At 69.9% G+C, this 17,578-nt stretch carries 16 protein-coding genes; 10 read left to right on the forward strand and 6 right to left on the reverse strand.

Features of this window, described 5'->3' with window-relative positions; translation table 11 throughout:
* Nucleotides 1–85 precede the first annotated feature (85 nt).
* From HUA76_RS36070 to HUA76_RS36080, 3 genes are all read left to right on the forward strand, one after another.
* On the forward strand, nucleotides 86–973 hold the full coding sequence (locus tag HUA76_RS36070) for a PhzF family phenazine biosynthesis protein (protein ID WP_174463428.1): 888 nt from the start codon (nucleotides 86–88) through the stop codon (nucleotides 971–973).
* A gap of 185 nt (nucleotides 974–1,158) precedes the next feature.
* Entirely contained in the window at nucleotides 1,159–2,082 is a 924-nt protein-coding gene (locus HUA76_RS36075; protein ID WP_141643244.1) for a diacylglycerol kinase family protein, read from the forward strand.
* A 181-nt stretch (nucleotides 2,083–2,263) separates the two neighbouring features.
* Entirely contained in the window at nucleotides 2,264–3,412 is a 1,149-nt protein-coding gene (locus HUA76_RS36080; protein WP_174463429.1) for a right-handed parallel beta-helix repeat-containing protein, read from the forward strand.
* Between the two features lie 92 nt (nucleotides 3,413–3,504).
* Here HUA76_RS36080 and HUA76_RS36085 read toward each other — a convergent pair whose 3' ends face one another.
* Nucleotides 3,505–4,239 (reverse strand): DUF2306 domain-containing protein, encoded by a 735-nt coding sequence (locus HUA76_RS36085; protein ID WP_174463430.1) that lies wholly within the window; start codon nucleotides 4,237–4,239, stop codon nucleotides 3,505–3,507.
* 138 nt (nucleotides 4,240–4,377) lie between these two features.
* On the opposite strand from HUA76_RS36085, the gene HUA76_RS36090 reads away from it, so the two are divergent.
* The 5 genes from HUA76_RS36090 to HUA76_RS36110 all read left to right on the forward strand — a co-directional run bounded on the left by HUA76_RS36090 (nucleotide 4,378) and on the right by HUA76_RS36110 (nucleotide 8,010).
* Nucleotides 4,378–5,541, forward strand: a complete 1,164-nt coding sequence (locus HUA76_RS36090) for a sensor histidine kinase (RefSeq protein WP_174463431.1) — start codon at nucleotides 4,378–4,380, stop codon at nucleotides 5,539–5,541.
* Entirely contained in the window at nucleotides 5,538–6,179 is a 642-nt protein-coding gene (locus HUA76_RS36095; RefSeq protein ID WP_174463432.1) for a response regulator transcription factor, read from the forward strand. The genes HUA76_RS36090 and HUA76_RS36095 overlap by 4 nt, the downstream gene beginning before the upstream one ends.
* Nucleotides 6,180–6,306: 127 nt before the next feature.
* Nucleotides 6,307–7,362 carry a DUF72 domain-containing protein gene (locus HUA76_RS36100; protein ID WP_141643248.1) on the forward strand — a complete coding sequence of 352 codons (1,056 nt, stop codon included), beginning with the start codon at nucleotides 6,307–6,309 and terminating at the stop codon, nucleotides 7,360–7,362.
* Between the two features lie 44 nt (nucleotides 7,363–7,406).
* Nucleotides 7,407–7,718 (forward strand): hypothetical protein, encoded by a 312-nt coding sequence (locus HUA76_RS36105; RefSeq protein WP_141643249.1) that lies wholly within the window; start codon nucleotides 7,407–7,409, stop codon nucleotides 7,716–7,718.
* Nucleotides 7,639–8,010, forward strand: coding sequence for a Smr/MutS family protein (locus tag HUA76_RS36110; RefSeq protein ID WP_174463433.1), 372 nt, complete (start codon nucleotides 7,639–7,641; stop codon nucleotides 8,008–8,010). The genes HUA76_RS36105 and HUA76_RS36110 overlap by 80 nt, the downstream gene beginning before the upstream one ends.
* On the opposite strand, the gene HUA76_RS36115 is transcribed toward HUA76_RS36110, so the two are convergent.
* From HUA76_RS36115 to HUA76_RS36130, 4 genes are all read right to left on the reverse strand, one after another.
* Nucleotides 7,992–10,754: an SNF2-related protein gene (locus HUA76_RS36115; protein WP_141643251.1), complete on the reverse strand. Its 2,763-nt coding sequence runs from the start codon at nucleotides 10,752–10,754 to the stop codon at nucleotides 7,992–7,994. The two genes, HUA76_RS36110 and HUA76_RS36115, sit on opposite strands and share 19 nt — an antisense overlap.
* A 201-nt stretch (nucleotides 10,755–10,955) precedes the next feature.
* On the reverse strand, nucleotides 10,956–12,302 hold the full coding sequence (locus HUA76_RS36120) for a DUF58 domain-containing protein (RefSeq protein ID WP_174463434.1): 1,347 nt from the start codon (nucleotides 12,300–12,302) through the stop codon (nucleotides 10,956–10,958).
* Nucleotides 12,299–13,234, reverse strand: coding sequence for a MoxR family ATPase (locus HUA76_RS36125; RefSeq protein WP_141643253.1), 936 nt, complete (start codon nucleotides 13,232–13,234; stop codon nucleotides 12,299–12,301). Before HUA76_RS36125 ends, HUA76_RS36120 begins: the two co-directional genes overlap by 4 nt.
* Before the next feature lie 68 nt (nucleotides 13,235–13,302).
* Nucleotides 13,303–13,944 (reverse strand): hypothetical protein, encoded by a 642-nt coding sequence (locus tag HUA76_RS36130; RefSeq protein WP_254614709.1) that lies wholly within the window; start codon nucleotides 13,942–13,944, stop codon nucleotides 13,303–13,305.
* Here HUA76_RS36130 and HUA76_RS45825 point away from each other — a divergent pair.
* Both HUA76_RS45825 and HUA76_RS36135 read left to right on the forward strand, forming a co-directional pair.
* Complete coding sequence (locus HUA76_RS45825; protein ID WP_246137222.1) at nucleotides 13,934–14,125, forward strand: hypothetical protein; 192 nt, start codon at nucleotides 13,934–13,936, stop codon at nucleotides 14,123–14,125. The two genes, HUA76_RS36130 and HUA76_RS45825, sit on opposite strands and share 11 nt — an antisense overlap.
* A 181-nt stretch (nucleotides 14,126–14,306) precedes the next feature.
* Complete coding sequence (locus HUA76_RS36135; RefSeq protein WP_174463436.1) at nucleotides 14,307–16,454, forward strand: peptidylprolyl isomerase; 2,148 nt, start codon at nucleotides 14,307–14,309, stop codon at nucleotides 16,452–16,454.
* Nucleotides 16,455–16,461: 7 nt separating this feature from the next.
* Here the strand turns inward: HUA76_RS36135 and HUA76_RS36140 are convergent, their stop codons facing one another.
* Nucleotides 16,462–17,577 (reverse strand): HD domain-containing phosphohydrolase, encoded by a 1,116-nt coding sequence (locus HUA76_RS36140; RefSeq protein WP_141643256.1) that lies wholly within the window; start codon nucleotides 17,575–17,577, stop codon nucleotides 16,462–16,464.
* Between the last annotated feature and the right edge of the window lies 1 nt (nucleotide 17,578).

Here is a 17,578-nt window from a genome sequence, read left to right on the forward strand (position 1 = left end):
TGTCGATTCTTGAGCTGGATTGTATCGGTACACTCGAAAGACGGTTCGGGCCCTGGCCCGGTTCCGTGGATGGGAGACGCACGCCATGCAGGTGACCATCGTCGATGCCTTCACGCAGACCGCTGGGGCTGGCAATCGCGCGGGAGTGGTGCTGGACGCCGCGGGACTGAGTGTGGAGGCCATGCAGCGCATCGCGACCGCGGTGGGAGCATCGGAGACGGCGTTCGTCATCTCCGGCCCCACGGCGCAGGGCGTGCGGCTGCGCTACTTCACTCCCACGGTTGAGATTGATTTCTGCGGCCACGCCACGGTGGCGTCGTTCCACCTGATGGCGGAGCGGGGGCTGGTGCCTCGCTCGGGAGCGCTCAAGTTGGAGTGCGCGGCGGGTGTGCTCGACGTGGAACTGGAGGCAATGGGCACGCGAGGGAGTCGGGCGTGGATTGTCACCCCTCGGCATCCGTGGCTGGAGGCGCCGGTTCCGCTGGCGCAGGTGCTCGCGCTCGTGGGCGGGACGGTGGACATGGTGGATGGCTCGTTGCCCGTGCGGCGCAATGCGCACCGGGTGATGGTGCCGTTCCGACGAAGAGAGGACGTGTGGGAGCTGGCGCCTCGCTCGGGTGCGTTGGATGCGCTGCTGCGGCCCCATGGAGTGAGCGGCGTGTACTTCTTCACGCGCGAGACGCTGGAGGCGGGCAGCGTGGCACACTCGCGATACTTCGTGCCCGGCATGGGCGTGGCGGAAGACCCCGTGACGGGCTCGGCGGCCGGGCCGCTCGGCATGTACCTGGCGATGCACGGCGTGCTGCCGCTGCCGGCGGAGGGTGGCACGGTCCGCGCTCGCATCGAGCAGGGGGATGCCATTGGCAAGCCTGGGCGCATCGAGGTGGAGGTCACCGGCCGCGCCGGGCAGCCCGAGCGGGCGCGCATCGGCGGAGTGGCGGTAACGGTCCTCGACGGCACGCTGCACGTGTAGACCGGCCTACGGTCCCCGGGTGGCGCCTTCCATGGACCCGCCACCCGGAACGGGGCCCCACCGTGCGGTGCGTCAGCGGTGCGCGGGGTGGCGGGAGACCTGGACGACCCTGGAGGTGCGTCGCGGAGTGGAGTACCGAGCCACAACCGCGTAAACAGGGGCGTTACAGGGAGGGGTAGGTGCCGATGAAGACGTTCCTCGTGGTCAATCCGCGCAGCGCCAATGGCCAGACCGGGAAGCGCTGGGTGGAGATTGCCGCGCAGGTGGGAAAGGTGCTTGGCGAGTTCGGGCACGGTTTCACCCAGGGCGGGATGGATGCCGCGCGCATCGCCCGCGAGGCGATTGACCAGGGCTACGAGTGCATCGTCGCGGTCGGCGGCGACGGCACGCTGAACGAAGTCACCAACGGCTTCTTCCGCGACGGCAAGGCCATCAACCCCAACGCCGCCCTCGGCCTCATCCCGCGAGGCACCGGTGGCGACTTCCGCCGCACCTTCGGCTGGGGGCTGGACCTGGAGTCCTCCCTGGAGCGGCTCCGCTCGGACACGACCGAGCCCTTCGATGTGGGCCGCCTCGACTTCATCGACAACGACGGCAACCCCGCGACGCGCTACTTCGCCAACATCGCCTCGCTCGGCGTGAGCGCGGTGGTGGCTCGTGAGGTCAACAGTGGCAGCAAGGCGCTCGGCGGCAACTTCAGCTTCGTCTGGGGCACGCTGAAGGGCCTCGTGAAGTACACCGAGCGCAAGGTCCAGCTGTCGACTGATGGTGGGCCCCCGGAGACGCTCGACGTCACCGCCGTGGCGGTGGCCAATGGCCGCTACTTCGGCAGTGGCATGTTCGTCGCCCCCGAGGCCGTCACGCACGATGGGCTGTTCGACATCACCATCTGGTCCGGTTACGGCCTGAGCGACTTCCTCCTCAAGTCCAAGGGTGTCTACAACGGCTCGCACGTCACCTGGAAAGGTACGCGTCGCTTGCGCTGCCAGACGGTTCACGCGGAGTCCGTGGATGGCCAGGAGGTCTACCTGGACGTCGACGGAGAAACGCCGGGTCGACTGCCCGCGACCTTCACGCTCCTGCCTGCCGCCATCCGCATCAAGGTGTAGCGGGTCTGCGGCTCCAGCGGTCCTGCTGCTTTTCAGGCCCGTGAAAGTCGCGTCCAAACCGTGCCGGTGAAGTGGAAGTTTGTGCGGGCGCTGTGTCTCGCGACGGTGATGCGTGTCGATTCTCGCGCGCATTCCTCGACTGGAGCGTGCGCCGCCGCGTGGCTGGGTTTATCCGGCGAGCATGCACAAACCCACCCTGTCCACACCCCTGGCTCGTGGTTCCCTGTCGTCGCGGCTGTTGTCCTCGCTCGCGGCGCTCCTGCTCCTCCCACTCCCCACACTCGCGGCGCAAGTGCCTGTCGCCTGCAACAACACCGTCACCGATGACGAGACGCTGAACGCCGCCGTCGCCGCCAGCGCGGTGGGGGACGAGTTGGTCATCTCCGGGCCCTGCCTCATCAACTCGACGGTGCGTCTGCGTGGCCAGCGCGCGTATCGGGGCGGCGAGCCCTCGGGCACCGTCATCCGTCAGGCGAACGGCGCGAACCTCGCGGCGCTGCTGGCCAGCGACACGTGGCTGGATGTGGCGACCTTCACGGGCGACCCGGTCAGCGTGAAGAACCTCACGCTGGAGGGGAACCCGACCAACAACACCGGCCGTGCCACGGACGGCATCGTGCTGATGTCGTGGAACTCCACCGTGGAGAACACTCGCATCAACAACATGCGCGGCTCGGGCATCCGCCTCACGAACACCAACAGCGCGGGGACGCCCATCGTCAACACGCAGGTGAACGGGCGCATCGTCCACAACTTCATCAGCGACTCGGGTGTCCACGGCGTTCACGTCCAGGACTCGGGCAACTCCGTGACGGACTGGGACCTCATCGACAACTGGATCGCCGACTCGGGTGTTAGCGCCATCCGCCTGGAGAACTCCGCGGGCTGGAAGGTGCGCGGCAACCACCTCTACGGCGTGGGCCAGACGGCCATCGTCGCGCAGCGGCTGTTCGGCACCACCATCTCCGACAACTACATTGAAGGCTTCGGGGAGGGCACCACCGCTGGCACCTGGGCGGGCATCGGCGCCACCGTGCAGGGTGACGCGGCGTCGGTCATCTCCGACAACAAGATCTTCAACTTCGGCGGCGAGCCCAACACCGCCTCGCGCTACCACTACCTGTCCATCAGCCAGGTCAACTACGGCACGGGCTTCGTCTCCGTGACGGGCAACGCCATCCGGGGCATCGGCAGCACGCGCAGCACCGGACTGAACTACGAGAAGGGCGGGGGCACCGCGCTGACCGTCACGTCCACGGGGAACCTGGTGACGGGCGTCACCACGGCGCGGAACGTGGGCACGGGCGTCACCGTCACCGCGGGACAGTAGTCGCCCCTGGGGCTCGCCTCGGTCCTGGTGGCCGAGGCGGCCTCCCTGGTGTCGCGGCACAAGTCTCGAACGAGCGGCCTCAGCGGCCACGGTCAGGAAGCCACGCTCGAGTGCGCTCCAGCGGCCGGCGCCGGGGCGCGTTCGGGACGCGGGCTCCTGGCCTTGGCCGCGAACTTCCCCTGGTAATAGCGCTCCCACAGCTTGAGTCCCGGAACGCCCACCAGCGTGGGGCCGAGGAACACCGCGAGCTGCATGCCCTCGATGCCCAGGTGCCTCGCATTGACGACCAGCACGGCCGTCAGCGTGGCGATGCCCGAGCCCACCATGGCCCCCATGTGCTGGAACCACCAGTGCATCCGCTCCTGGGGCGGGCGGAGCCAGTACCGCAGCGATGCCGCGCCCTGGAGGATTCCCACGGGCGCGAAGCCCCACAGGAGCGGTACGTCATTCACGAGGCCCCACGCTCCGGTGAACAGGCCCAGGCCCAGCGTCAGCGCGGAGAGGCCCAGGTCGAAGGGGTGACGATGCGCCGTCGTGCGAGACTTCGTGCGCAGCACACGCACGCCCATGGATGCGGAGCTTCCGCTCATCACGCTCAGGAACATGAAGAACAACGCATGGGCCTGATGCTCCGGCCCCTGCAGGAATCTCCAACTGGAGATGATCAACCCGGTGATGGCCACGACGCCCATCGCGACCACGTAGACCCAGCCCACGCGCCGGTGGAGTGAGCCTCCCTTGCGCGCCACCAGGGGCAGCCACAGCGAGGTGAAGCCGACGACACCCGCCATGATGTGAATCGCGCGAGCGAGATAATAGAAAGACATGCAGGACTCCGACGTGTTGCGAGACGGAGGCCAAGGTACGCAAGCGCTCCAGGGCCCACATCGGCTGGAAGTCACACGGGGGCACCATGACTTCCGGCATATGTCCCGCCGCCGAGGCGGGTCCTATGCTCCGCGCCCATGGCCTTGAAGCACGCCGCACGAAAGCCCGCATCGATCCGAAGACTGCTGCGCGTGGCGGGGTTGCTCACGTGGGCTGTTGTCGGCTCTCCCCATGCGGAGGACGTGCTGCGCGAGCCCTCGCTGCTCTCCACTCCGCGCGAGCTGGCGTGGTTGGTGGCCTTTCTCGCGTTCGGCCTGGCCTATTGGTGGAATGCACGGGCCGAGGTCGAGGACCGGCGCGGGATTCCGCTGATGGGAGTGCAGGCCGTCAGCGCGCTCGTCATCGTGGCCACCAGTCGCACGGGTGTGGACGGTGCGCTGCTCGCCATCGTCGCGGCCCAGGCGCCCGAGCTGCTGCCCCAGCGGCGCGCGATGCTCTGGGTCCTCGCGCAGTCGGTGGCCCTGCTGCTCGTCTTCGTCTCCATCTACCCGCTGTCGCGCGCGCTGCTCCAGGCGCTCATCTTCATCGGCTTCCAGGGCTTCACGTTGGGTTCGGCCGTCGTCATGGTTCGCGAGGCCGAAGCGCGAGGCGAGCTGGCCCGCCTCCACGCGGAGCTCCAGTCCACCCAGGTGCTGCTCGCCGCCAGCGAGCGGGAAGGGGAGCGGCTGCGCATCGCCCGGGAGCTGCACGACTCCCTGGGCCATCACCTCACCGCCCTGTCCCTCAACCTGGAAGCCGCCGCGCACACCGCGAAGGACACGCCCTCCGCCGAGCACCTGCGTCGCGCACGCGAGGCCGCCCGCATGCTGCTGTCCGAGGTTCGCGAGACGGTGTCGGCGTTGCGTGACACCCCCGCGCCGTTGCTTGCGACGCTGCGTCAGCTCGCGCACGACATGCCCGGGCTCGCGGTCCACCTCGAGGTCCCCGAGACGCTGGCCCTCGATTCGGCCGAAGCGACGCACTCGCTCATCCGCTGCGTCCAGGAGGTCCTCACGAACACGCTGCGCCACGCCCACGCGACGCAGCTCTGGATTCGCATCGTCCCGACCGAGGAAGGCGGCGTGCGGGTCATGACCCGAGACGACGGCCGGGGCGCGCGGTCGCCGATGCCTGGCGCGGGCCTCACCGGCATGAGAGAGCGCTTCACCCGCCTGGGAGGCCGCGTGGACTGGCGCGCGGAAGAAGGGAAGGGCTGGGAGTTGGATGCGTGGCTTCCGGCCGAGAGGAGGGCCGACGCGTGATTCGACTCGTCCTGGTGGATGACCATGCGCTGGTGCGACAGGGGCTTCGCGGCTTGCTGGACCTCACGCCCGACCTGCGCGTCGTGGGCGAGGCGGTGGATGGCGAGGAGGCGCTGCGCAAGGTGGCGGAGCTGAATCCCGACGTCGTCCTCATGGACGTGCGCATGCCTCGCATGACGGGCTTGGAAGCGCTGCGGGAGCTGCGGCGGGGGCCCGTGCATCGGCGCGTGGTGCTGCTCACCACCTTCGACGAGGACGCCGCCATCGTCGAAGCGTTGCGCGCGGGCGTGCAGGGCTTCCTCCTCAAGGACGTGTCGCTGGAGGAACTGGCCGACGCCATCCGTCGCGTCCACGCGGGCGAGACGCTGCTGCCCCCCGGTGTCGCCGAGCGCGTTGCCCGGGGGCTCCTGGAGCTGTCCCGAGACTTCGCGCACGCGGAGCTTCCCGAGGGGCTCACGCGGCGGGAAGTCGAGGTACTGCGGCTCATCGCCCGGGGACTGAGCAACCGGGAGATTGCCCAGGCGCTCGGGACGGCGGAGGGCACGGTGAAGAACCAGACCTCCAGCATCCTGTCGAAGCTCGGTGTCCGGGACAGGACTCGAGCGGTGCTCCGGGGCATGGAGCTTGGCTGCCTGTAGTTCGGACATCCCTCTTGGGTAGGCCCCGGGTTCTGAGGCAACCTCCTGAATCATGTGGCGCCCGGCGTTATCCCTGCCGGACGCGCGGCACCGTGCTTCGGTGTCCGCAGGACGCAGGAGATGCCCGATGGCCCAGCAGCGTGGACCCTCCCAGCTCGACCTCTTCACGGGCGCGCCCGTGGAGGCGCCCACCCGGAGCCGGAGCAGGACCCAGCCGGTAGCTCCCGCGCCCGTGGAGGAGTCCCTCGCGTCCCTCGGTCGCGAGCTGCCCACGGGCATCTACCTGGGCACCTCGTCGTGGACGTTCCCCGGTTGGTCCGGCCTCGTCTATGACCACGAGGCCGCCGCGTCGCAGCTCGCGCGCGAGGGACTGTCCGCGTACTCGCGCCACCCCGTGCTGCGCACCGTGGGCATCGACCGGACGTTCTACGGCCCCATCAACGCCGAGGCCTTCGCCGAGTACGCGGAGCAGGTGCCCGCGGACTTCCGCTTCTTGGTGAAGGCACACGAGGTCTGCACGCTGGCGCGCTTTCCCATGCACGAGCGCTACGGCGCGCATCGAGGCCAGCTCAACGAGCGCTTCCTTCACGCCGCCTACGCGGAGGAGGCCGTGGTGCGGCCCTTCGTGGAGGGCCTGGGCGACAAGGGCGGCCCGCTCGTCTTCCAGTTCCCTCCGCAGGACCCACAGGTGCTGGGCGGCCCCGCGCGCTTCGTGGAGCGACTGCACGCGTTCCTCTCCGCGCTCCCCAAGGGCCCGCTGTACGCGGTGGAGGTGCGCAACGAGGAGCTGCTGACGGAGGGCTTCGCGCAGGCGCTGGCGGACGTGGGCGCCTGTCCCGTCCTCGCGGTGTGGGCCCACATGCCCTCCATGGGCATCCAGGCCAGGCGCACCCGGGCGCTGGAGGCGCGAGCCCTCGTGGTGCGGTGGATGCTGCCGCCGAACCTCGGCTACGAGGAGGCACGTGCTCGCTATGCGCCGTTCAACCGGCTGGTGGACGAGGACGTGCCCACCCGGGATTTGCTGGCGCGAGCGTGCCTGGCCGCCCAGCGCCGCGAGCGCCCCGTCTTCGTCACCATCAACAACAAAGCCGAGGGAAGCGCGCCTCTGTCCGCCATCAAACTGGCGGAACGTATCGTCACGAGCAGGACGACGGAGGGGAGCCAGCGGAGCGTCGCGTCATGAACGAGACTTGCCACCGTGCACAACACTTGCTTACTTGAGGGGGCATGAAGTCCGTCCTGGTCGCCGCACTGGTGGTTCAAATGACGACAGCCGGAGGCGCGGGTGCGCGCGAGGAGCGTGCGAACGCGCGCGACACGGCGGCGGCGGACGATGTGGGCAAGCACCTCTCCGCGCTGAAGCAGGAGCTGGACTCGGTGTCGGAGCAGTACCGGCAGGCCCGAGAGCGGCGGCGTCAGGAGTCAGAGCGCAAGAAGCGCGAGTCGGGGGAATGGACGAATGAGCCCGCGACGTCTCCTCCCTCTCCCAGCAGGCGAGCCATCGCTCCCGCCGGAGGGGCCGGAACCCCCGCCCGCTGACGATGAAGTCTTCGAGTTGCCCATCGACGGCAACCTCGACCTGCACTTCTTCCAGCCTCGTGAAGTGAAGCCCCTCGTCATCGAGTACCTCTGGGCGTGTCGCCAGAAGGGGTTGCTCGATGTGCGCGTCATCCACGGCAAGGGCACGGGCGCGCTGCGGCGCACGGTGCACGCGCTGCTGCCCAAGCTGGAGGAGGTGGAGTCCTTCCGCCCCGCCTCCGAGTTCGACGGAGGCTGGGGTGCGACGTGGGTGCGGCTCAAGCCGCTCCCGCCTCAGGACAGCCAGAAGTAGGCGGAGGCGATGAGCGAGCGCTTCTCGTTCACCTTGGCCTTGTTGGCGAGCTCCGCGAGCTGCCGATCCTTGGCGGCGTAGCGCTTCTCCTCCTCGTTGCGCAGCGAGGACAGCTTGCGGCGGTACTCGCGCTCCATCCGGTCCGAGTTCGCCCGCGCCTTCGCGCGCTCCGCGATGTCTTCCACGGACGCCACCTGCTTGCGTGCGTCGATCCACTGCTGCCGGGCCGCCTCGACGCCCTCACGGGACTCCATCAGGCAGTCCTCGACGTAGCGGTCCGCGCGCTCCTTGGCCTTGTCCAGCTCCAAGGCATTGCGGCGCTCGGCGGCGCGGACGATTTCGTCCTTCGCCGTCACCAGCGACTGCTCCTGCATGAGTTGCACGGACACGGGCGCGGGCTGCCGGCGCTTTTCTTCCTTCGCCGCCAGCTTCACGAAGTGCGCGCCGTCCTGGAGGGGCAGGGCGCGGAAGTTGCCCTCGCGGTCCTTCACCAGCACCAGATGGACGAGCTTCTCCTCGGGCTTCAGTCCCGTCGTCTCGAACTTGTACGCGAACCACCAGCCCTCGCTGCCAGCCAGTCGCGCCAGGCGTGAGGGCAGGCCCGCGGCGTCGAGCTGGAGGTAGCTGACGGCGTCCTGCTTGCGCTCCTTGACGGCGTAGGCAGCCTTGGCGATCTCCAGCCGTCCCGAGGTGCGGCTGCCGAGCACCGAGCTGGTGAGGGCGCGCGCCTCCTGCTGCCGCTTCGCGAGGGCCTCCTTCGTCTGCTCACCCTGGCCGCGCAGGCGGCGGCGGACATCGCCGTCGAAGCGCTCCAGCACCACCGAGCGCATCTCCGTCATGCGCTGGCTGATGCGCCCTTCCATCTCCGAGCGCAGTTTGTCGAAGGCCGCGTTGATGTCCTCCACCTTGCGGCAGCCCTGGTAGATGTCGAGCACGCGGCGCTCGAAGTCCACGCCGCTCTCCAGCGCGCCCAGGATTTCGTCCGACGCGCCGAAGACGCCGTCGAAGAGGTTGAGTTTCTTCTCCAGCAGCTCGAACAGTCGAGCGTCCGCCGCGTTCATCCGGTTGAGGAAGTTGATGACCAGCACGTCGCGCTGCTGGCCATACCGGTGGCAGCGGCCAATGCGCTGCTCCACGCGCTGCGGGTTCCAGGGCAAATCGTAGTTCACCACCAGGTTGCAGAACTGGAGGTTGAGGCCCTCGGCGCCGGCCTCGGTGCAGATGAGGATCTGCGTCTTGTTGCGGAAGTCGTCCACCAGCGCGCGCCGGTCTTCCGGCGTCCCCGCGTCACCGGACAGCAGCGAAATCTTCCCCCGGTACCCGTGCTCCGACAGGAGGTTGAAGAGGTACTGCTGCGTGCGCTTGGACTCGGTGAAGATGAGCGCCTTCTCCGGCCAGCCGTGCGCGCGCATCACCGTGAAGGTCCGGTCCAGGCCCCGCTTGAGGGCCTCGCCCTTGGCGTTGACCTTGATGGAGTCCGCCAGGTCCGCGTACTGCCGAAGCTCCCAGACCTCCTGCTCCAGCGCGCGCACGTTGGGCGCCTTGGCCGGGTCGTCGGACCACTCCTCGCCCTCCTCGACGAACTGCTTGGCCTCCTCGGGCTCGAACATCGCGAGCGCCTGCTGGCCCAGCTTCGCCGCCGCGAGTCGCTTCTCCAGGTTGTCCGAAAGCCGCCGCAGCGTCGGGGCGATGGCGTACGTGGAGGACGCCAGGAGCTTGCGGTAGCACAGCGTCAGCAGCGTCTTCTTGCCGGGTTCAATCGCCGCGGCCTCCGAGCGCTGGAGGTACTCGCTGACCTTCTCGTAGAGGTCATGCTCCTCGGGCGAGGGCGTGAAGTCCTCCACGATGGAGCGGCGGTTGGTATAGCGCACGTACTCGCGCACCTGCCGGCGCAGCGTGCGTTGCACCACGGGGGCCAGCCGCTCCTTCAGCTCGCCCGCGGCGGCCTCGGACATGCCGCCGCCCTCGTCCACGCGGTAGCGGCTGCGGAAGGCGTGCTCGGGGCCCAGAATCTGCTCGTCCAGCAGCGACATCAGGCCGAACAGCTCCATCAGGTCATTCTGGAGCGGGGTGGCGGTGAGCAGCAGCTTGGGCTTGCCACCCAGGGACGCCTTGAGCGCCTGGCCCATCTTGTTGTTGGCGCGGTGCGCGTTGCGCAGGCGGTGGGCTTCGTCGATGACGACGAGGTCCCACGCGATTTCCGACGTCAGGTGCGCCTTGTTGGCCGCGAACGGGTGCGAGCAGATGACGGGGAAGGGCTGGTCGAAGCAGTTGCCGGTGGCGCGCACGGTGCGGCCGTCCACGAGCACGCTGTCCAGGTCGAACTTCTCTCGCAGCTCGCTGTTCCACTGCGCGCGCAGCGTGGCCGGCGCGAGGATGAGGATGCGCGTCTTCCCCTCGGCCATGAGCTGGGCGATGACGAGCCCCGCTTCAATGGTCTTCCCCAGGCCCACCTCGTCGCCCAGCATGCAGCCGCCCCGCGAAAGCGAGTCGAGCGCGAACATGGCGCCTTCGACCTGATGCGGGTTGAGGTCGACCTTCGCCTCGGACAGGGCTCCCGCCAACCGTTGTTGCGTATCACCACTGCGCGCCAGCAGCTCTTCCGCCAGCAGGCGCTCGTGGAAGGGGGTCAGCGTCGTCCGGGCGGGCGGCTCCGTGGCCTCCGCGCGGGCGGCGATGGCCGCCGCGTCTGCCTCCACCTCCAACCTCAAACCCCTTGCGACCTCCGCCAAGACTGTCTCCATCCGTGTTGTTTCGGGGCGCCCACCGACACAGCGGGCGAGAGAGACGGGCCATTTTGTTGACGGAGGCTCCGCTGTAAAGGGGGTCGTCTCCGAGGCCGAATTCTAGGCCTCCGCGCGATTGGCATGCTTCTTCGCGAGCGACGCGCGCGTACTCGATAAATGAGTGTCGCGCGAACTTTCCGCTGGACATCTTCGCGAGGCCTACAACAGCCCGCGAGACTTGACGTCCAGGTACACGTTGAGCGCGGCCGCGCCGAAACCCTGGGCCGGTGCGCGGACCACCAGGGCTCCCGCGTCGCGCAGGGTGCTGGCGGTGCGGCGGAACTCCGACTCCAGCCGCGTGGCGGCCTGTCGCGAGTACGCGTCCTGGGCTTCCACGGGCACGTCGGTGGCCGCGTCGCGCACGTCCTCGTCCAGCAGCGAGGCGACGACGGGGAGGTGTCGGGGGCGCAAGGCCAGCGTGCGGGTGAGCAGCCCCGCGGACGCGTCCGGGTCCACCAGGTCCGTGAAGAGGACGACGAGGGTGCGCCGCGTCTGCCGGGCGAACGCGAAGTCGTACGCGCGCCCGTAGTCGCTCTCTTCCAGCGCGGCCTCGGCGCGGTAGAGCGACTCGGTGATGAGGCGCAGGTGCTCATGGCCCTTGCGCGGTGGGAGGAAGGTGAGCACGTCGCTGGCGAAGGCCATGACGCCCACCACGTCGCCCGCGTCCAGGCCCACCCGCGCCAGTCGGAGCGCCGCGTCCACCGCGTGGTCCAGCTTGCGCCGGCCGTGCACCTTGCCCGCCATGTGCCGCCCGCAGTCGAGCAAGAGCAGCATGGGCTGGTGCCGCTCCGGCTGCCACGTGCGCACCAGGGTGTTGGCGTGGCGCGCGGACGCCTTCCAGTCGATGTGCCGGTAGTCGTCGCCGGGGCGGTACTCGCGCAGGGATTCGAACTCGCGCCCCTCGGCCGAGCGGCGGCGCAGGGTCCGTTCCGAGGGCGCGTCCGAGGAGCGGGCCAGGGCGAGGGCCTCGCTCGAGAGCGCGCTGAGGTCCGGATAGATTTTCACCGTCCGCGTCGCGGGCAGCCGCACCTGTCGGGCGCACAGCCCCAGCGGGCCGAGCAGCCGCAGGTGGAGGTCTCCGAAGCGCGCATCCCCTCGGGAAGGAGGGGTGACGAAGTACGTCAGCCGTGAGCGCGCGTGTGGCGTGGCACTCCGGGCTGGCACCTGGAGGGACTGGCGGTGGCCGGTGCTGGCGACGACGTCGGGAGGCTCGTCGCGGACCTCCAGGCGCAGCGGTGTAGTGCCCGCGTCGAGTCGCTCGAAGTCGAGGTGTACGGCGTTGCGAGTTCCCGAGGAGAGGATGGGCTCCACCTCGCGTGACACCTTCACGTCTTCGCCGCGGGGCGCGCGGAGGAAGTCCACGGCGCAGAGCGCGAGCACCGCCACGTCCAGGGCCAGTGCCAGCCAGCCGAACACGGGGCTGGCCACCGTCAGCGCGGCCGGGACGAGCCCCACCGCGAGCAGTGCGACAGCGAGGCCGGTGGGGACGGGACGGCCCAGGCTCACCGAGGGACCCGGACCCGCTCGAGTGTCTGCTTCAACACGTCGTCCGCGGTGACGCCTTCCACCTCGGCCTCGGCCTTGAGGAGCAGGCGGTGGTTGAGCACGCTGCCCGCCGCGCCCTTCACGTCGTCGGGGGTGACGAAGTCATTGCCCATCAGCGCCGCGCGGGCCTTGGACGCGGCGAGGAGCGCCTGTGCGGCTCGGGGGCTCGCGCCCAGGCGCACGCGGGGATTCGCACGCGTGTCCCGCACCACGGCGACCACGTATTGGAGGATGGACTCGTCGCAGGTGACGCGGGCCGCGCGGGCCTGCAGTTCCGCGAGCGTGGGCGCGTCCAGCACGCGGTCCACTGAGGGCGGCCGTCCCTCGCGCTGGTGGAAGGCGCGCAGCATGGTCGTCTCGGAGTCGGAGTCCGGATAGCCCACGCGAATGCGCATCAGGAAGCGGTCGAGCTGGGCCTCGGGCAATGGATAGGTGCCCTCCAGTTCCAGCGGGTTCTGCGTGGCGACGACGAAGAAGTGGGGCGGCAGTGGGTGGGTGACGCCGTCGATGGTGACCTGGCGTTCCTCCATGGCCTCCAGCAGCGCGGCCTGGGCCTTGGGCGGGGTGCGGTTGATTTCGTCCGCGACGAGCACCTCCGTGAAGATGGGGCCCTTCACCAGGCGGAAGGCGTTGTCCTGCGGCTGGAAGATGTTGGTGCCGAGGATGTCCGCCGGCATCAGGTCGGGCGTGAACTGGATGCGGGTGAACAGCAGCCCCAGCGCACCGGCCATGCTGCGCGCGGTGAGCGTCTTCGCCACGCCGGGCACGCCCTCCAGCAGGACGTGGCCTCGCGCCAGGAAGGCGGTCACCAGGTCGGCGAGCACGCGGGGCTGGCCGAAGATGGTGCCGGCGAGCGCGGCGGTGAGTCGGGCGAGGGGAGTGGCGTCGGACATGGTGGCGGGGAACGGTAGACCGCCGTCGAGTCGCGCGGCACCACTTTCGTGGCGCGCGCGCCGTGTCGTCAGTCGTTCTTGCTCTTGAGTCCGAGGAACGCGCCGATGAGCGCGGCCACCGAGCCCAAGAGGCCAATGAAGACGCCGAAGCTGGGCGACGAGTTCATCATCTCCGCGTTGCCGATGGGCGTGGGCACGAGCGTCGTGTCCGAGGACACCTTGATGAAGACGATGCACCAGATGAGGCACAGGAACGTGGTGAACAGCTGCGCCATCCACGGCACCACGGGGTTGAGGTTGGGGAACGCGCTGCGCACCCGGGCGCCGATGGCCACCATCACCATCAGCGCGAGCAGGAACGCGCCGAAGCCCGTGCTCATCAGTCCCAGGGCGTCACCGTCCGCCGCCGTCTCCTTCCACGGCGTGAAGCACGAGAGGACGACCAGCCCGGCGCCATAGAAGGCGATCTTGTCGCCGGCGCCCATCGCGCCCATCAAATCCCTGGCGTCCTGCATCAGCTCGTCGGGGTCGACGATGGCGCTGCCGTTGTTCTCGTCGTCGTCCCGGCCCCCTCTTGCCCACGGGTCCGCTCCAGACGAGGCCGGCGCGGGGGCGGGGGCGGCGCGTCGCGGAGCCGTGTTCGTCGCGGCGCTCTTCGCGGGCGCGGGACGGCTGGGACGCTGAGGTGCACCGCGAGCGATGTCCTGCACGCTCTTGACGTTGGTGGCGTCCCCGCTGGCCGGCGCCGGGGGCCTGGCGCCGGACTTGGCCGGTCGGGGCCTGGCGGGCGCGGGCTTCGGGGCGGGGCGAGGGTCTTCGCTCGCGCCCGTGGATTCCTCGTCGTTGTCGGAAGGCGGCTCCGCGGAGAGGAACGAGGTGTCGATGATGTAATCGCAAACAGAACAGATGGATGCGTTCGCGGCTACCTTCGAGCCGCAGCCAGGGCAGTTCAGGACCAGCGCTCCTGCTGAGAGATGCGAACACCCATCTTCGGAGCCCGGGGCCGGGTGTGTCAAACGGCATGCGGCCTAACCCCTGGATTTTCGCGGGGAATTGGCCTAGGCCCCAGCGCATGAGCCGCCCGAGCCCCGTCCGACTCCCAAGCGTCTGTCTGGCCCTCCTCGTCCTCGTCTCCGGGTGTGTCCGCTCCGTGCCGGGCCCTGATGTGGACCCTCCCGACGCGGAGGTGATGGCTCGAATCCGGGACTGGGAAGACCGGCGCTCACTGGGCGACGGACAGCTGGTGGCGCTCGTCACGGGCGCTCCGGATCCTCGCGTGCGGGCGCGGGCCCTGCGCGCGCTGGCCCGCATCCAGGACGTGGCCACGCTGGGCGCCATCGTCGCCGGACTGAAGGACTCCGAAGCCCTGGTGCGAGGTGAGGCCGCCTTCGCGGTGGGCGAGCTGGCGCTCTCCTGGGAGCCGCTCACGGAGGCCGAGCGGGCGAGCCTGGCGACGCCGTTGCTGGTGGCTGAGGCGGAGGAGCGCGACGCGGCGGTGCGTGCCGCCCAGCTCGACTCCCTGGGGCGTCTGGCGACGACGGACACGCTGGCGCGCCTCGTCCAGCGGCTCCAGGGCGACGACGTCGAGACGGCCGGGCGGGCGGCGCTGTCGCTGGGCGTGGCGGCGCGACGTGGAGGTGCCGTGGTGGTGAAGGACGTGCCCCTGGCTTCCGCGCAGGCGTTGATGGCGGCGGGGCGGCCGGTGGCGGCCCGGTATGGCGGCGCGTATCTCCTGGCCACGGCGAAGCGCGCGGAGAGCCTGCCGACGCTGCGCGCGTGTCTGTCGGATGAGGACGCGGACGTGCGTGGCCTGTGTGTGAAGGCCTTCGGCGATGTGGGCGGCCCGGAGGACGCGGTGGTGCTGGGCCGGTTGCTGGACGACACGGTGCCTCGCGTGGCCTCGGAGGCGGCGCGTTCGCTCGCGAAGCTCGCGGCCACGTGTGGTGGGCCGTGCGCGCCGCTGGAGGCCCTGGAGGCCCTGACGCCCCGGGCGAAGCGCGTGGCGCGGGGCATGGAGACGCCGATGCCCACGGGCGCGGCGCCGCGCGTGGAGTCGCTGGCGCGTTCCGCGGACGGTCACCCGCTGCTGGCCCTGGCGCAGCAGGGGCTGCCGGAGTTCGGCGCGCCGTTGCTCGTGTCGCTCCGGCTGGCGCTGGCGGACGCGGAGCGAGGCGCGGCGTCGGAGGTGGCTCGCGCGGACCTGGGCTGGCTCGACTGCCGGCTGGCGGCGGCGTTGGACCGTCAGCGCGGCATGGTGGCGGACACGATGAACTGTGGCTTCGGCCGGGTGTCCGACGAGCGCCGACTGGCCCTGGGCCTGCGTGAGGCCGCGCTCTCCCCGAAGAAGACTCCCGCCGACTTCGCGGTGGGCTACCTGCGCCACCCGTCGGCGCGCGTGCGGCTCACGGCGATGGAGGTCCTCGCGGAGCGCCCGGTGCTCCGGACCGCGACGGCGGTGGGTTCGCTCTTGCGGAGCGAGGACCTGGTGGTGGCGGGCGCCGCAGCCGCGACGCTGGGCAAGCTGAAGGCACCAGGGGCCCATCCGGACCTGGAAGCGCTGGCCGACCGCGTGCCCTCCGAGCCGGACCTCGCGGACCCCGTGGGCGGTGCGCTCGTCGCGCTCCAGATTCCGGGCACCGAGGCGCGCATGAAGCAGTGGTTGACGCTGCCGCACGCCAACGTGCGCCGCGTGGCCGCAGAGGCCCTCACCCAGCTCACCGGCCAGCCCGTGCGCTCCGAGCGCGTGGAGCTTCCTCCCTACTCCTTCCGCCCGGAGCCCGCGCCCAGGGACGCCGCGCTCGTGTTGCGCACGGACAAGGGCGACATCACCGTGCGGCTCGACGCCGACGAGGCGCCGCTCACCTCCGGCAACCTGTTTGCCCTGGCGCGCAAGGGCTACTTCAACGGCATCACCTTCCACCGCGTGGTGCCGGACTTCGTCGCGCAGGGCGGAGACCCGCGTGGGGACGGGGAGGGCGGCCCGGGCCACTCCATCCGCTGCGAGATGACCCGGCGGCCGTATCTGCGCGGGGTGCTCGGCATGGCGCTGTCTGGCAAGGACACCGGAGGCAGCCAGTTCTTCTTCACGCACGCGCCGCAGCCGCACCTGGATGGCCGCTACACGGCCTTCGGTGAGGTGGTGTCGGGTCTGGACGTGGTGGATGCGCTGCTGGAAGGCGACGTCATCCGCGAGGTCAGCGCGGTGACGCTCACCCCGTGAGGTGACTTCAGGCGCCGCTGGCGCGCGTCAGCGGTGCCTGGGGGCCCAGCGGGTGGCTTCGCCAGCGCTGGCTCTCTTCTTCCTCCAGCGCCTCCACCTGGTTGCGGATGCGCTGCCACTCCGTCTCCGGAATGCGCAGGAAGGCGTCCGCGAGGTTCGGGTCGAACTGCGTGCCCGAGCAGCGCCGAATCTCGTCCCGGGCCACGCTCATGGGCCGACCCTTGCGATAGGGGCGGTCCGACGTAATCGCGTCCACGGTGTCGGCGATGCAGAAGATGCGCGCGCCGATGCAGATGTCCTCGCCGGCGAGCTGCTGGGGGTAGCCCTTGCCGTCCCAGCGCTCCTGGTGCTGGAGGACGATGAGCGCCGCCTCGTGCAGGTAGGGCATCTTGCCCATCATCCGGTAGCCGAACTCCGGGTGCTTGCGCATCTCCACCCATTCGTCCGGCGTCAGCGGCCCGGGCTTGAGCAGGATGGAGTCGCGCACGCCAATCTTGCCGATGTCGTGCAGCAGCGCTCCCTGCTCCACCACGTCCAGCGCGGCCCCCGCCAGCCCCACCTCCTCCGCCAGCCGGCGCGAGTAGAGCGCCACGCGACGCGAGTGCCACTGCGTCTCCGTGTCGCGGTAGTCCAGCGCGCTGATGAGACCATCCAGGAGGCCCGTGGTGCGCTCCACCACCCGACGCTCCAGGTCCTGGTTGATGGCGACCAGCTCCGCGTTCTTGTCCGCCACCTCGCGCGTCAGCCGCTCGTTGGCCTCCACCAGCCGGTAGTGCTCCACGGCCTGCCGCACGCTGCTCGTCAGCTCGCTGAGCGACCAGGGCTTGCCGAGCAGCCGGAACACCTCGCCCCGATTGACGGCCTCGGACGCGGTGCGGAAGTCCGCCGCCGCCGTCAGCATCAGGCGCACGGCCTTCGGGTTCTTCTCCCGGAGTACGCCCAGCAGCTCGATGCCGTTGAGGTACGGCATCATGAAGTCCGTCAGCACGACGCTGAAGCCCACCTCGCGAGCGGCCAGGGCCGGGTCGCTGTAGGTGACGACGTCATAGCCTTCCGTCTGGAGGATCCGGGAGAGCGCGGCGAGGATGAGCACGTCGTCATCCACCACGAGGATGCGGTCCATG

Origin of the sequence: Myxococcus sp. CA056 (assembly GCF_013336715.1) — a bacterium.
GTDB lineage: Bacteria > Myxococcota > Myxococcia > Myxococcales > Myxococcaceae > Myxococcus > Myxococcus llanfairpwllgwyngyllgogerychwyrndrobwllllantysiliogogogochensis.